The following is a 13,443-nucleotide window of genomic DNA, read 5'->3' on the forward strand; positions in this document are numbered from 1 at the left end:
GAAATCTACTCGCGGCTGGCGCTGGGCGAGGCCCAGCGCGAGTACGACCGGGTGATCGGGCGCTTCCCGGTGTAGCTCGGGAAAGCCTTCACTTTGCGCTTGGTAGCAGCTTCCTTAAACCACCCCCAGGTTCACCAGCACATCGTTGGTGGTGAAAATCCAACTGGCCCGCATGTGTGCCTCCTGGCTCCGGGCACGTTGCAGCACCAACAGCGCGGCGACGTTCCCTGCCAGGGCAATCAGGGAAATCCCGATCATCAGGCCGAAGCTCGGCTCCTCCCCCGTCCCCAGGACACGGCGCACGACCTCCAGTGCCCCGAAGGCCGCCAGCGCCAATTGGAAGTACCCGCTCACCCGCGCGACCCGCTTCTTGTAAATGGCCGCCCTGCCCACCGCGAACAGGCTCAGCCCGTAGACCAAGGTATCGGCCAGCATGTCCAGGCTGTCGGCCACCAGGCCCATCGAGCGAGCAATCAGGCCCGTGGTGAGTTCGAGGATGAACAGCCCAGCGTTGATGAAAAGCACGATCCAGAGCAGGCGGCGCTGCTGATCGTCGCTCGCATCCACCACCTCGTTCTCGTCCACCTCAGCGCGTTCAACCAAGGACGCTCCCAGCTTCAACTCGCCCATCAAGCGTTCAATGGTCGGGGCATTGCCGCTGTGGGTGACCATGACCGTGCGGGCGGGGAGGTCAAAGGCAAGGTGGGCGATGTCGGGTTGGCCCTCCAGCTGCATGCGGACGAGCTGCTCTTCGGCGGAACAGTCCATCTGGGGCACCTTGAAGGTCAGGCGCTCCATCACGAGAGGCTCCCTTCCACCTGCGGCGTGTCCGTCTCGGCGTAGCGGGTGCAGGCGTAGACGCCGCGCGCCACCTCGGCCACCAGAGCGTCCGCGAGGCCCAGGAGGGTAGTGATCCGCCCGTCGCTGAGCCGGTAATGGACATAGCGGCCCTGTTGCGCCGATGAGACCAGGCCGCACTCGCGCAGACAGGACAGGTGATTGGAGACGTTGGGTTGTTGCAGGCCGACGTGGGCCGCAAGGTCCCCGACAGTGCGGGGGCCGTCACGCAAGGCTTCGAGGATGGCGAGGCGGGAAGGGTCGGCCAGGCCACGGAACAGCTTGGCCCGCAGGGCGAGCAGTTCGGGGGATACAGCGAGAGTCATCGGAACGCATCATTACATCATGATGTAATGATACAAGTGAGGGCCGCCTCTTTTCCTGCGCTTTCCGCTTCTGACTGCTCAAGTTCCGTCTTCGCCTCAGGCGATGGCACTTTGGGTATGGCAGGTAGATTTCTACGCTGCCGCTCCCCTATCAGGGGCTACGACAAGATTGACGAATCCTACTACGCTAAGGAAAAAAGAGCGGCCTGGCCGCTCTTTTTCTATTACTGCCGTCCCCCCAGCGCCCGGACGTAGCTCTCGCCCATACCCCGCGCGCTGGTCTGGGCGTAAATCTGGGTGGTGGCGATGCGCTTGTGCCGCAGGAACTTCTGCACCTGATCCAGCGGCATCCCCGCATCCAGCAGAATCGTCGCCACGCTGGCGCGCAGGCGATGCGGCGTCACCGTCTTCTCGATCCCCGCCCGACGCGTCGTGTCCTTGACGATGAGCTGGATGGCCCGCGCCGTGTACTGATCGTGCCGGTTGCTCTCGAACAGATACCCCGTCCGGCGCCCCGCAAGGTGGGTCCGTAACTCCTGAGCCAGGGTGGGCAGGATCGGCACATACCCGTCGCTGCCCCCTTTCGCGTGGGCGATGTACACCTGGGGCGGGTTCAAGGCCAAGTGCAAATCCGTCACTCGGATGTTGACGAACTCGGACACGCGGGCGCCCGTGTAGAACAGCGTCTTGACCATCAGCCCATAGCTGCTGGTCCGGCGGTAAGCGGCTTCGATGAGCCGCTCGATCTCCTCACGGTCGAGGCGATCCACCGTTCGCCTGCGTTCCTTAGGGGCGGCGAGCCTCAAGGCTCGCCTGGCGTCCTCGACGACATGCTTGGTCTGGTCGTACGTCAGGTGGTGCTTGCGCCACAGCTTCACAGTCTCTCGCACGACCTCGCGCAAGGAGTTCGCCTCCCCTGTTTGACCGCGAAGTTCAGCCGCTTCTCCCCCTGCTTTTGCTCGTGGCATCCCCTAGCGTAAGGCCAATTTTTTCGGGGTATCGTTCTTCGGCGAACTTCCCGGATGTGATTCGGGTGCCTGACCAAGGGGTTCACGTGCTTGCGGGGAGAACGCGCAAGGCGTCGTACGCGACGAAGGGTGCCGCTCGAAAGGAGAACGACCCCATACGTTCAGCGGTATTGCCGCAACCTGGCCGACTTGGCGTACCGGGTCACCATGTCCGCCCAAGGATTAGTCAGGATCAAGGCATGGCGGACCTCCCTGACATGCCCATCGGTCAACTCGCCACCATCACCGGCGAGGGCGTCAAGGCGCTGCGCTACTGGACGGACTTCGGCCTGCTAACGGCGGAGCGCCGCCCCAGCGGCTACCGGCACTACCCACCTGAGGCTGTCGAGCAGGTCCGCTTCATCCGCTCCGCGCAGGCCGCCGGGTTCACCCTCGACGAGATCCGCCGCACTCTCGCGGCCCGTCAGGACGGCCGGAAACCCTGTGAGCACGTCAAGGCCGACCTCGACGCGCACCTGAAGACCGTTCGGGCGCAGATCGCGCACCTCCAGACCCTCGAAGCGCAGTTGCAGGCCAAGGTAATGTGGGCGGAGGAACACCCCGACCCGACTTGCGATTCTGTGGGCTGCATCTACCTGGAGGACACGCCCAGGGCTTGACTCTCCCCCCAGCGGGAGACTCTAGCGTCCGGGCATGACCACTCCTGATTGCTGCGCTCCGACCACGCCGGTCGCGGTGACCACCTGTCCCGTCTGTGGCACCACGGGCAGGACGGTTCAACTCGTCACCCTCAAGGCCCTGCTGACCCCAGCCGCGCTCGCCACCCTCGATCCCGGGGAGGCGCACCGCTTCTGCGCTGACGCCGCCTGCGACGTGGTGTACTTCAGCGCCTCCCGGACCTACCGGCAGGCGGAGGTGAAGGTGCCGGTCTTCCAGAAGGACGGGCGCGGCAGCACGCCCGCCTGTTACTGCTTCGGCCACACCCGCGCCGACCTGGAACAGGCCACCCGGGAGGGAGGGGCCGGGGCCATCCCCCAGGCCATCCAGACCCATATCCGGGCCGGGCGCTGCGGGTGCGAGGTCAACAACCCCCAGGGAAGCTGCTGCCTGGGGAACGTGAACCGCACCCTGGCCGCCCTCCAGACTCCCGCTGAGACAGGGCGTGCCGGATGCTGCTGAGGAAGCCGGTGGGCAACTTACGCGCGTACCTGCTGCTCGGCAGCGCCTTGCTGCTGTGTCCCTGTCATCTGCCTGTCCTCCTTGCCCTGGTGGCCGGTGGCCTGGGCGGCAATGTCCTTGCGGGGTTCCTGGGCCGGAACATGCCGCTCGTTCTGGCCCTCGCCACCGGGTACTCCGTGTTCGCCCTGTGGGTCGGCCAGCGCCTCAGGAGGCGCCAGGCCAGCGCTGCTACTCCCGGGGCTGGGAGGCACGAGAACTGCTGCTAGTACAGCGTTTTTGAATTTGTCATAGTGAGGTATGAGCCGTCCTCTTCGCTATCCAGTGACTTTGAGTGCTGAGCAAGAACAGACTCTGCACGGCATGACCATGAAGGGCAGTGGCAAGGCGCGGGTCATGACCCGCGCCCGGATTCTGCTGCTGGCCCATCGACAGGTCACGGACTCGGCCATCAAGGACGCCCTCGGTATCAGCGTCCAGATGGTGCAAGCGACCCGAAAACGCTTTGCCCTGGGGGGACTGGACGCGGCGCTGTTCGATGCGCCGCATACGGGGCGACCCGCGAAGTTCGACGGCAAAGACCGGGCGGCCATCACCGCGCTGGCGTGCAGTGAGGCGCCCGAAGGTCACGCACAATGGAGTATTCGCTTGCTGGCAGAGAAGGCTGTAGAGCTGAACTTGGTCGACCACATCGCTCCGTCGACGGTGTTCTACATTCTGAAAAAAACGCGGTCCAGCCGCACCGCAAAAGGCAGTGGTGCATCGCGCACCTGACGGCGAATTTCCTCTGCGAGATGGAACGCGTTCTGGACGTGTACTCTCGGCCCTACGACGACCGTTTTCCCGTGTTGTGCTTCGATGAGCAACCCTGCTTCCTGATCGGTGACGTCATGGCCCCGGTTCCATCGGAACCGGGGCGAGTCGCCAAACAAGACTACGAATACCAGCGCTTTGGGAGCGCGGCTGTGTTGCTGGCCGTCGAGCCGAAAACAGGCCGACGGTTTGTCCAGGTCTGTGCCCGACGGACCGCCGAGGAGTACACCGCCTTCATGCAGAACCTGGAACGGGCCTATCCAGCAGCCGTCCAGATCACCCTGGTTCAGGACCACCTCAATACGCATCACGGCGGCAGTTTCTACAAGTTCATGTCGCCACAGGCGGCCCACCGGTTGGTGGGCCGCTTCGAGTGGGTCTACACGCCCAAACATGCCTCGTGGCTGAACATGGCAGAACTGGAATTCAGTGCCCTTCAGCGGCAGTGCTTGAACCGGCGTATTCCAGTGCTGGAACGGCTTCGGTCGGAAGTCGAGGCTTGGGTGGCAGCGCGTTCACGCGCGGGCGTCACCCTCAACTGGCAGTTCTCCACCCAGGTCGCCCGCCGGACGCTAGGACGGCACTACGAAGCCATTCGTATTAAATGAACGCTGTACTAGGCGCCCGCTCCTCATCGTGACAGCACCTGTGGCATGGGTTCTTCCCCCCTGAGCACCAAAGCTCGCTGGACACGGGCCACAGCCGCTCTCTTCCCCCTTCCCAGGAGGTCAACATGCCCGACCAGACGAACGACCGCACGCAGCCCGACGTGAGCAAGGTCGAGGACACCCGTGACCAGGCGACGTTCGAGTCCATCGCCCGCCCCAGCGATCCTGCCAGTGACGCCTTGCAGGAGATCCAAGGGACGGCCCCGAGTACGGGAATAGGCACGCACTACGACGCCCTCGTGCTGGGCGGCGGGATGGCTGGCGTGCCCCTCGCGCACCGCCTCGCGTACAAGGGCTTCAAGACGGCCTTGATCGAACGGGCGGAACTCGGCGGGACCTGCCTGAACCGGGGCTGCATTCCCACCAAGACGATGATCGCCAGCGCCCGGGTCGCGCACCAGGCTTACCTGAGCGAGCAGTGGGGCGTGGAAACCGGCGAGGTGCGTGTGCATCTCGGAAGGGTGGTAGACCGCAAGGACGAACTGGTCCGCAGCATCCGTGCGGGGTCCGAGCGGAACGTCGCGCAAAACCCCAACCTCACGCTGCTCCGCGGGGACGCGCGGTTCGTCGGAGCACGGCGGCTCGTCGTCAATGGGGAGGAAATCAGTGCGGAGCGGGTCTTCATCGCGGTTGGGACGCGCAATCGGGTGCCCCAGATAGAGGGACTGGCAGGCGTGCCCTTCCTCGACTCCACCACGGCGATGGAACTCCGCGAGGTTCCCCCGCACCTGGTCATCGTGGGCGGCGGGTACATCGGGGTGGAGTTCGCACAGATGTACCGCCGCTTCGGCAGCCGGGTGACGGTGCTGCAAAGCGCGCCGCATCTGCTGCCGAGTGAGGACGAGGACATCACGACGGCGCTGAGGGAGGCGCTGGAGGCTGAGGGCATCGAGGTCGTCGTGAGGGCGCGTGCGCGGCGCGTGGAGGGCGGCGAGGGGCAGGTGCGGGTCACGGCCAGCGTGGACGGCGAGGACCGCACCTACTCTGGAACCCACCTGATGATTGCGGCGGGGCGCATGCCGAACACGGATGAGTTGGGTCTGGAGCATACCGACGTGGGCCTCGACGGGCACGGCTTCATCAGGATCAACGACCGACTGGAGACGACCGCGCCCGGTGTCTGGGCCTTGGGGGACGTGCGCGGCGGGCCGATGTTCACGCACACGGCGCGGGATGACGCGCGGATCATCTACCAGAACGTCGTCAAGGGGCAGGACCTCAGCATCAGGGACCGGGTGGTGCCGTGGGGGGTGTTCACGGACCCGCAACTCGGCCGGGTGGGGCTCTCCGAACGCGAGGCGCGGGTGGCGGGGTTCAAGCTGAAGATCGGGACGTACGAGGCGCGCAAGGTCGCCAAGGCGCGTGCGAATGGGGAGACGTGGGGGCTCATCAAGGTGGTGGCGGACGCGAGCACCGACCGCATCCTGGGAGCGGCGGTGCTGATGGCCGAGGGAGCGGAACTGGTGCACGAGTTCGTGACGGCGATGCAGCTCGGCGCCCGGTATACAGACTTGCAGGACATGATCCACATCCACCCGACCCTGGCGGAAGGCCTGAACAACGCGCTGGGCGGCGTGCATTACGAGGAAGGGCTGGAGTGAAGTCGGCGACGGGCCGGAGCGGAGGCCGGTGGGTTGAGGGTGACCTGTGGCACGACGAATGGGCGCATAGCCCGTGAATCTGGCGCTGGCTTTCACGCCGCTGGGCGTGGGCTGGCTGTACACCCTCTGTGCCGAAGACGGGTGATCGCTGACCAACCTTGCTGAGCGTCTGGGCAGTTCAGGGGACGGCCGCACGAGGAGCGCCGGGGCCCTTGACCGCTGAAGAGGCGACCGTGCTGAGCGGCACTGCAAAGGAGTGAAACGTTTTGGTCCGTTCCTCAGAATCCCTGCTGACCCAGGCCCAGCGCGAGCAGTTCACGCGCTTTCCCCCGCTTGACGAACACCTGCTCTCCCGGTACTACCTGCTCGGTGAGGACGACTTGCGCCTGGTGCGGGAACGGCGGCGGGACTTCAACAGGCTCGGTTTCGCCGTGCAACTCACGGTGCTGCGCCATCTCGGCCGCCCCCTGCGTTCTGGCGAGACTCCGCCGGAAGAGGCCCTGGCTTATCTCGCCGAGCAACTGCGGGTGGACGCTGGGTGTTACGGGCAGTACGCCACCCGCGACCCGACCCGGCACGAACACTTCGCGTCGCTGTGCCAGAGCCTCGGGTACGCGGAGCTGTCACGCCGTCTGAATGACGAGTTGCGGGAGTGGCTGATGCCGCTGGCCGTCGTCACCAACCAGCCCTTTCCTCTGATGAGCGCCCTGATGGACGAGTTGCGACGGAGGAAGGTGCTGGTGCCGCGCTTCAGCGTCCTCGAACGCCTCGTCCACGCGGCGCGCGTCCGGGCTGACCAGCACACCTATGGTCTGCTCAATCTACCGCTGAAGGGCGAGTTGCCCGAGAAGATGGACGCCCTGCTGTCGCCGCAGGACGACGAGCCCATCTCTCGGTTTGCCTGGCTGGGTCGGCCGGTCGGCGCCCCCAAAGCCAAGCATGTCCTCGCCCTGCTTGACCGGCTGGCCTTCGTGCGTACCTTCCCGGTGCAGAGCAACCTGCGCGCCTTCCTGCCGCAAAGCCGCCTGGAGCATCTGGCTGAGGAGGCGAGGCGCCTGAGCGCCTCGCACCTGGGAGATTTCGAGCCGGGGCGGCGGCGGGCGACCCTGATGGCCTACCTTTTTGACCTTTCCGAGACCCTGACCGACGCCGTGCTCGACATGCACGACCGGGTGATGGTGGGGCTACTCAGAGACGGCGAGCGGGAAGCGGCGGAAGTGTTCAGAGAGCAAGGGCCACCACTCGTCAAGCAGTTGGGCACGTTCAAGTCGGTGTGTGCGGCGGTCATCGCTGCGCGTGAGCAGGGCGCTGACCCCTACCAGGCCATCGAGGCGGTCGTGAACTGGCAGCAGCTCGTCGAGACGGTGCGGGAGCGGGAGGTGGTGCGCGCCGAACAGCTCGACCCCCTGCACTGCGCCCTCAAGGGGTACGCCAAGGTTCGGTCCTATGCGCCACGAATGCTCGCGTCCTTCTCCTTCCAGGCTGAGGGGACGGCCGCGCCTCTGGTCGAGGCGCTGGGACTCCTGCGCGAGATGTACGCCGCGAACAAGCGGACGCTGCCGGAACACGTCCCCATCGGGTTCGTGCGACAGAAGTGGGCGGGGCAGGTGTTCCGGGATGGTGAGATCGACCGCCGGGCCTACGAGTTGTGTGTACTGGACGAGTTGCGGCTCGCGTTGCGAGCCGGGGATGTGTGGGTCACCGGGAGCCGCAAGTACAAGGACCTCGACGCTTACCTCTTGCCGCAGGGCGTGTGGCAGCGCCAACTCCCCGAGCTATCGCTGTCCCTACCCGAGACCTTTGAGGCATTCTGGAGGGAGATCGAGCCCAAGCTGCAAGGACAGCTCCTTGAAGTCGAGGGCTTGCTGGTCCAGGGGGCGTTGTCGTCCGTCACGGTCCGGGGCCGCAAGCTGAAGGTCGGGAAGGCGCTGAAGGCCGTCCCCGATGAGGTGGAACCCCTGGAACGCTGGTTGAGCGCGCGGGTCCCGCGCGTGAAGATCACCGACCTGCTGCTGGAGGTCAACGCCTGGACCCGCTTCACGGGCGCCTTCCTGAACCTGCACAGTGGCAAGGGCGCGGAGCGGCACGACCACCTGTTGACGGCCATCCTGGCCGATGGGCTCAACCTGGGCTTGACCAAGATGGCCGAGGCCTCGCCCGATCCGGGCGTAACCACCCGGCGCCTGATGTACCTCGCGGACTGGTTCCTCCGCCCCGACTCCTATGCTGCCGGGCTCGCCGAACTCGTGAACTTCCAGTCGAAGTTGCCCCTGGCGGCCCTGTGGGGTGACGGCACGACCAGCAGTTCCGACGGGCAGCGGTTCCCCACAGGAGGACGTGGAAAGACCTTCGGGCACCTGAACGCGAAGTACGGCCGGGAACCGGGCGTGCTGTTCTACACCCACGTGAGTGACCAATACGCCCCCTTCCACACCAAGGTCATCACCGCCAACGTCCGGGACGCCTTGCATGTGTTGGATGGGCTGCTGTACCACCTGTCGGACCTGAAAATCAAAGAGCACTACACCGATACCGCTGGGTACACCGAGCAGGTCTTCGCGCTGTGCCACCTGCTGGGGTTCCGCTTCGCCCCCAGGATTCGGGACCTGGGCGAGACGCGGCTGTACACGCCGGAGGTCGGCTCTGCTTATGGACTGCTAGAGCCGCTGGTGGCCCAGCGGCTCAACCTGCGGCTGATCCGCGAGCACTGGGATGAATTGCGGCGGCTCACGGTGTCCGTTAAGGCCGGGACAGTCACCGCCTCTCTGATCCTGTCCAAGCTGGCCTCGTACCCCCGCCAGAACGGGCTCGCACTGGCTTTGCGTGAACTCGGCAGGGTGCAACGCACCCTGTTCACCCTGGAGTGGCTGCGCGACCCTGACCTCAGGCGGCGTGTGCTGGTCGGCCTGAATAAAGGCGAAGCCCTGCACGCCCTGAAACGGGCGGTGGCCTTTCACCGGAGTGGGGAGATTCGGGATCGGTCCTTCGAGGCCCAGAGCAATCGCGCCAGCGGCCTGAACCTCGTCACGACCGCCATCGCCGTATGGAACACGGTGTACTTGGGGCGTGCGGTAGAGAGCCTGCGCGCCGAGGGCGTAGATGTACCCGATGAACTGTTGGCTCACGTGTCACCGCTGTCGTGGGAACACATCGGGCTGACCGGCGACTATGTGTGGCGCCCCGAGGGGGTCCCTGCTGAAGGGGCGTATCGGGCACTGTGCGAGTAAAAAGTGCGTCCCATACGCACTTTTTTTCTTAGCGTAGTAGGATTCGCCAATCTTGTCGTAGCCCCTATCAGCGGCTCCTTTTTCCCACAAAAATGCCGCCACGGGCAGAAAGCGGCACTTCCTCACCAACCTGTCTAATCCTTTTGCGACCAGACGCAGCTTCCCTGACGGACCCCCTCGATGTCGAGCGCTCCGGCGTGCAAGGTGATGGTGGCAAGCGACAGGCCGGGCATCCTGCTGTGCGGGTCAGCGGCGGCAGGGTCGCCCGCCTACTCACCGTGCTTTAGCAGCAAGTGAGCGTAAGCGACGGCCCACAGAGCAGCGGCGCGTTCGGCGGGCATGAAGATGAAGAGAGGGACGAGCGTGGGCGTGTGCATGAGCATGGGAAGCCTCCTGCACCTGGCGAGCGCGGGCGGCCTCTCTTGGCCTACTGCCGGAACGCGGTCGGGTGGATGGTGTGGGGACAGGGGAGCGGATGCGCTTGGGCCAGGGGCGCTATGGGAGCGGCGGCAGCCCCAGTTCCTTTAGGAACCCGTTGTGCTGGGCGGTAGCCGCCTGAATTCGCTCCTCAATGGCGCTTAGCGTCTCGTGGACACTGCCCAGGTCAATGTCCTCCTGAGCCTGGTCAGTGCTGACATAGCGGGTGATGTTCAGGTTGTAACCGTTCTGCGCGATCTCATCCAACGGCACCCGGCGCGAGTAGTGCGCCTCCTCACGCCGTTCCCGGTAGGTGTCCAGAATCTTGGTGATGTCCCCGGGGCGCAGCTCGTTCTGGCGCTTTTTCTTGCCGAAGTGCTCACTGGCGTTGATGACCAGCACGTCACCGAACTTCTTGCACTTCTTCAGCACCAGAATCGCCACCGGGATGCCCGTGGAATAGAACAGGTTGGAAGGCAGACCGATGATGGTGTCGATGTAGCCGTCTTCCAGCAGCTTGCGGCGGATGCGCTCCTCGGCCCCGCCCCGGAACAGGACGCCGTGCGGCAGGATGATCGCCATCGTGCCTTCTTGCGAGAGGTAATGAAAGCCGTGCAGCAGGAAGGCAAAATCCGCCGCCGACTTGGGGGCCACGCCGTAGCTCTTGAAGCGGGTGTCTTGCGCCGTCGCTTCGCCCGGCTCCCAGCGCAGGCTGAACGGCGGGTTGGCGACCACCGCGTCGAATTGCGGCTTCCTGGCCGGGTTCTCGTCCTTGAAGATGTCCCAGTCGTTACTCAGGGTGTCGCCGTGGAAGATCTCGAACTCGGTGTCCTTGACGCCGTGCAGCAGCATGTTCATGCGGGCGAGGTTGTAGGTCGTGATGTTCTTTTCCTGGCCGTAAATCTTGCCGATGCTGCCGCCGTGCGCCTCCACCGTGCGCCGCACGTTGAGCAGCAGCGAGCCGGAGCCGCTGGTCATGTCCAGCACGCTCCCCAGCCGCTTCTTGTAGCCCAGCGCCGGGTCCTGGCTGTCGAGCGCCACGATGCCCGAGAGCACGCTGGACACCTGCTGAGGCGTGTAGAACTCGCCCGCCTTCTTGCCCGACCCCGCCGCGAACTGCCCGATCAGGTACTCGTAGGCGTCGCCCAGCAGGTCGGAATCGGTGGAGAACCCGCTGAGGCCCTCGGCGATCTTGCCCACGATGGTCGTCAGCTTCTTGTTGCGCTCGGCCTGGTTCTTGCCCAGCTTCTCGGAGTCCAAGTTGATCTCGGAGAACAGCCCGGCGAAGTTGTTGCCGAAGGATTCCTCCTCGATGTACTTGAAGCCTTTGCGGAGGGTAGTCAGCAGCTCGGGGCTCTGCTGGCGGGCCAACTCGGCAATGTGGCTCCAGAGCGACTCGGGCCGGATCACGTAATGCACCCGCCGCCGCATCAGGTCCTCGAACTCCTCTATGTCGTCCGGGTTGGCGTCGTAGAAGGCTTGCAGGGCATTGCCGCCCGGTTCCACCGTGGGCCAGTCCCCGCCCAGCTCGCGCCGCGCCGCCGCCTCGTAGTTGTCGGACAGGTAGCGCAGGAACAAGAAGGCCAGCATGTAGTCGCGGAAGTCGTCGGCGTTCATGGCCCCGCGCAACTGGTCAGCAATGCCCCAGAGCGTCTTGCCGAGGTTGTTCATCTGTTGGTCGGTCATTCGGCGGCCTCCTGGGTCGTGTGGTTGTCGGCAGAAGCGGCGGGAAAGAGGCCCTGCATCAGCCCCCGCTTGAACGCTTGCAGCGCCGCGATGTGGTCGCCCTGCGCGGCGATGAGGTCATCGAGGGACGACAGCGCGGCAGCAATGCGGGTTTGTTCGGGGAGAGAGGGGAACAGGAAGGCAATACGCTTCAAGATTTCCGTATTTAGAGAAGCCATTGTCTGCCCAACAGCAGCATTCCTGATTTTCGATTTACTCGACTCGATCTTGAGGAGCTGATTGAGAAATTCTGATGTGTATTCTCTTTCGTTGATAATTCTAAGCCTCAAAAGCCTGCCAGAGAAAAGCCAACCGTCATTCTTAGGCCGGGCAATTGAACATCTATCAACAGAACCAACGCGACTAAATACTATATCCCCGGTTATAATTTTGTAACTAGAGAGTCTTTTCTTATCAGCATCAGAAACTTTGGGCGCATTGTCACCTAAGAGCCCAAACTCTCCCAAATGCTCAACCGTTACAATAGGTGTTCCCTCAGTTACATAGTCCTCTTGATGCAAAACAGAGCCGAATGGTCCTGTCCTAATATCGCTGATCTCCCCCAGCTTCTTCTCTTCCCACTCCCCCGCCCCCTCGAACTCGGGGAAGCGCAGGCGGGGCACCCGCCCGCCCTCGGCGGGGAACAGGCCCGCCATCAGTCCCCGCTTGTGCTCGCGCAGGGCGGCCTGCTTGCTCTGGTGGGCCGCGATGATGGCATCCAGGGAGGAAAGGGCGGCGGCGATGCGGGTCTGCTCGGAAAGGGTTGGGGGGAGGGGAATATGTAAGTCCCTCAATATCCCCAAGTTAAGCCCACCTCTACCGCCCTCACCCGTGGACAAGGAACGCAACTCTTCATATTTAGAATCCAAAAAGGAATACAGAAACTCATAATTTAGTTTCTCAAGTGGCATGATTGCCGCGATGGATTGATTCGTACAAAGCTCAATTGCATTGGTTGCCACAGTTCCGCGTGTTTTGCCTTGTCCAGCTAATGCAACGAGTACAGAATTTATAGGCAACATCTTAGTACTGGCCGATTTATAACCCAATTCCGTTATCCTGCCTTGAACATCTCGGACACGTTTCTTATGAATGTCTCCTGAAGACATCCACGGTATATCGCCACCCCAGTACTCCTTCTTTGAGGTTGATGGAGTCGCTCCAGCAAGCAGGTTCGCTAACTCCCCCAGCTTCTTCTCTTCCCACTTCCCAACAAACCCCGGAAACCTCAGCCGGGGCGCGGGCACTTGCTTGGTTGTTTTCGTCATTTTTCCTTCCAGAGATTCAAGACATTCACTTGCATGGGGGCAAAGTCGCTTTCATTGCGCGTCACCACGGTCAGGCCGTGGGCTGCCGCTGTCGCCGCGATGAGGGAATCCATGCTGGCCGGGGTGTTCCCGGCGGTGCGGGCGGCCTGGTAGCGCCAGGCCCACTCGTCCATGACGGCGGGCGTGAGATCGAGCACCCGCCCCTCGAAGAGCCTCAGGAAGGTGTGGTCATACCAGTGCTGCAACTTGTTGCGCCGCTGCTCGTTGGGGGCGGCCAGAATGCCCCTCTTGAGTTCCCCCAGCGTGATGACGCTCAGGGCCACGTCTTGCAGGGGCGTGGAGGCCAGCCACCGGGCGACGGACGGTTCAGGCTGCGGCTTAGACATTTCGCTGATGACATTGGTGTCCACCAGGAAC

The 13,443-nt window shown here is 63.9% G+C and carries 12 protein-coding genes and 1 pseudogene; 7 read left to right on the forward strand and 6 right to left on the reverse strand.

Features of this window, described 5'->3' with window-relative positions:
* Positions 1-114 precede the first annotated feature (114 nt).
* The 3 genes from F8S09_RS15840 to F8S09_RS15850 all read right to left on the reverse strand — a co-directional run bounded on the left by F8S09_RS15840 (position 115) and on the right by F8S09_RS15850 (position 2,065).
* Positions 115-798 carry a cation transporter gene (locus F8S09_RS15840; RefSeq protein WP_152872441.1) on the reverse strand — a complete coding sequence of 228 codons (684 nt, stop codon included), beginning with the start codon at positions 796-798 and terminating at the stop codon, positions 115-117.
* Positions 798-1,163: an ArsR/SmtB family transcription factor gene (locus tag F8S09_RS15845; protein WP_152872442.1), complete on the reverse strand. Its 366-nt coding sequence runs from the start codon at positions 1,161-1,163 to the stop codon at positions 798-800. Before F8S09_RS15845 ends, F8S09_RS15840 begins: the two co-directional genes overlap by 1 nt.
* 224 nt (positions 1,164-1,387) lie before the next feature.
* Positions 1,388-2,065 carry a tyrosine-type recombinase/integrase gene (locus F8S09_RS15850; protein ID WP_227978746.1) on the reverse strand — a complete coding sequence of 226 codons (678 nt, stop codon included), beginning with the start codon at positions 2,063-2,065 and terminating at the stop codon, positions 1,388-1,390.
* A 305-nt stretch (positions 2,066-2,370) separates the two neighbouring features.
* Here F8S09_RS15850 and F8S09_RS15855 point away from each other — a divergent pair, with 305 nt between their 5' ends.
* From F8S09_RS15855 to F8S09_RS15885, 7 genes and pseudogenes are all read left to right on the forward strand, one after another.
* On the forward strand, positions 2,371-2,790 hold the full coding sequence (locus tag F8S09_RS15855; RefSeq protein WP_152872444.1) for a MerR family DNA-binding protein: 420 nt from the start codon (positions 2,371-2,373) through the stop codon (positions 2,788-2,790).
* A gap of 34 nt (positions 2,791-2,824) precedes the next feature.
* On the forward strand, positions 2,825-3,310 hold the full coding sequence (locus F8S09_RS15860) for a putative iron-sulfur cluster-binding metallochaperone (protein ID WP_152872445.1): 486 nt from the start codon (positions 2,825-2,827) through the stop codon (positions 3,308-3,310).
* Entirely contained in the window at positions 3,301-3,576 is a 276-nt protein-coding gene (locus F8S09_RS15865) for a hypothetical protein (RefSeq protein ID WP_152872446.1), read from the forward strand. Before F8S09_RS15860 ends, F8S09_RS15865 begins: the two co-directional genes overlap by 10 nt.
* Before the next feature lie 127 nt (positions 3,577-3,703).
* Positions 3,704-4,003 (forward strand): annotated as a pseudogene (locus F8S09_RS18075) (helix-turn-helix domain-containing protein); the annotation flags it as partial.
* Positions 3,943-4,728, forward strand: coding sequence for an IS630 family transposase (locus tag F8S09_RS15875; protein ID WP_104991621.1), 786 nt, complete (start codon positions 3,943-3,945; stop codon positions 4,726-4,728). The pseudogene F8S09_RS18075 and the gene F8S09_RS15875, both read left to right, overlap by 61 nt.
* A 125-nt stretch (positions 4,729-4,853) precedes the next feature.
* A complete protein-coding gene (locus F8S09_RS15880; protein WP_152872447.1) occupies positions 4,854-6,389 on the forward strand; it encodes a mercuric reductase in 1,536 nt (511 codons plus the stop codon).
* 266 nt (positions 6,390-6,655) lie between these two features.
* On the forward strand, positions 6,656-9,616 hold the full coding sequence (locus tag F8S09_RS15885) for a Tn3 family transposase (protein WP_152872448.1): 2,961 nt from the start codon (positions 6,656-6,658) through the stop codon (positions 9,614-9,616).
* Positions 9,617-10,111: 495 nt separating this feature from the next.
* On the opposite strand, the gene F8S09_RS15890 is transcribed toward F8S09_RS15885, so the two are convergent.
* Genes F8S09_RS15890 through F8S09_RS15900 form a run of 3 tightly spaced genes read right to left on the reverse strand, consistent with a single transcriptional unit; the run spans position 10,112 to position 13,436 of the window.
* Positions 10,112-11,719: a type I restriction-modification system subunit M gene (locus F8S09_RS15890; RefSeq protein WP_152872449.1), complete on the reverse strand. Its 1,608-nt coding sequence runs from the start codon at positions 11,717-11,719 to the stop codon at positions 10,112-10,114.
* Positions 11,716-13,026 carry a restriction endonuclease subunit S gene (locus F8S09_RS15895; protein WP_152872450.1) on the reverse strand — a complete coding sequence of 437 codons (1,311 nt, stop codon included), beginning with the start codon at positions 13,024-13,026 and terminating at the stop codon, positions 11,716-11,718. Before F8S09_RS15895 ends, F8S09_RS15890 begins: the two co-directional genes overlap by 4 nt.
* A complete protein-coding gene (locus F8S09_RS15900) occupies positions 13,023-13,436 on the reverse strand; it encodes a type II toxin-antitoxin system VapC family toxin (RefSeq protein WP_322618878.1) in 414 nt (137 codons plus the stop codon). The genes F8S09_RS15895 and F8S09_RS15900 overlap by 4 nt, the downstream gene beginning before the upstream one ends.
* Positions 13,437-13,443 lie beyond the last annotated feature (7 nt).

Origin of the sequence: Deinococcus terrestris, from assembly GCF_009377345.1 — a bacterium.
Taxonomy (GTDB): domain Bacteria; phylum Deinococcota; class Deinococci; order Deinococcales; family Deinococcaceae; genus Deinococcus; species Deinococcus terrestris.

What these genes read in the sequence shown, in the direction of transcription:
- F8S09_RS15865 (WP_152872446.1), top strand. Translation starts at nt 3,301, where the DNA reads ATGCTGCTGAGGAAGCCGGTGGGCAACTTACGCGCGTACCTGCTGCTC.
- F8S09_RS15845 (WP_152872442.1), bottom strand. Translation starts at nt 1,163, where the DNA reads ATGACTCTCGCTGTATCCCCCGAACTGCTCGCCCTGCGGGCCAAGCTG.
- F8S09_RS15875 (WP_104991621.1), top strand. Translation starts at nt 3,943, where the DNA reads ATGGAGTATTCGCTTGCTGGCAGAGAAGGCTGTAGAGCTGAACTTGGT.
- F8S09_RS15895 (WP_152872450.1), bottom strand. Translation starts at nt 13,026, where the DNA reads ATGACGAAAACAACCAAGCAAGTGCCCGCGCCCCGGCTGAGGTTTCCG.
- F8S09_RS15840 (WP_152872441.1), bottom strand. Translation starts at nt 798, where the DNA reads ATGGAGCGCCTGACCTTCAAGGTGCCCCAGATGGACTGTTCCGCCGAA.
- F8S09_RS15860 (WP_152872445.1), top strand. Translation starts at nt 2,825, where the DNA reads ATGACCACTCCTGATTGCTGCGCTCCGACCACGCCGGTCGCGGTGACC.
- F8S09_RS15855 (WP_152872444.1), top strand. Translation starts at nt 2,371, where the DNA reads ATGGCGGACCTCCCTGACATGCCCATCGGTCAACTCGCCACCATCACC.
- F8S09_RS15880 (WP_152872447.1), top strand. Translation starts at nt 4,854, where the DNA reads ATGCCCGACCAGACGAACGACCGCACGCAGCCCGACGTGAGCAAGGTC.
- F8S09_RS15890 (WP_152872449.1), bottom strand. Translation starts at nt 11,719, where the DNA reads ATGACCGACCAACAGATGAACAACCTCGGCAAGACGCTCTGGGGCATT.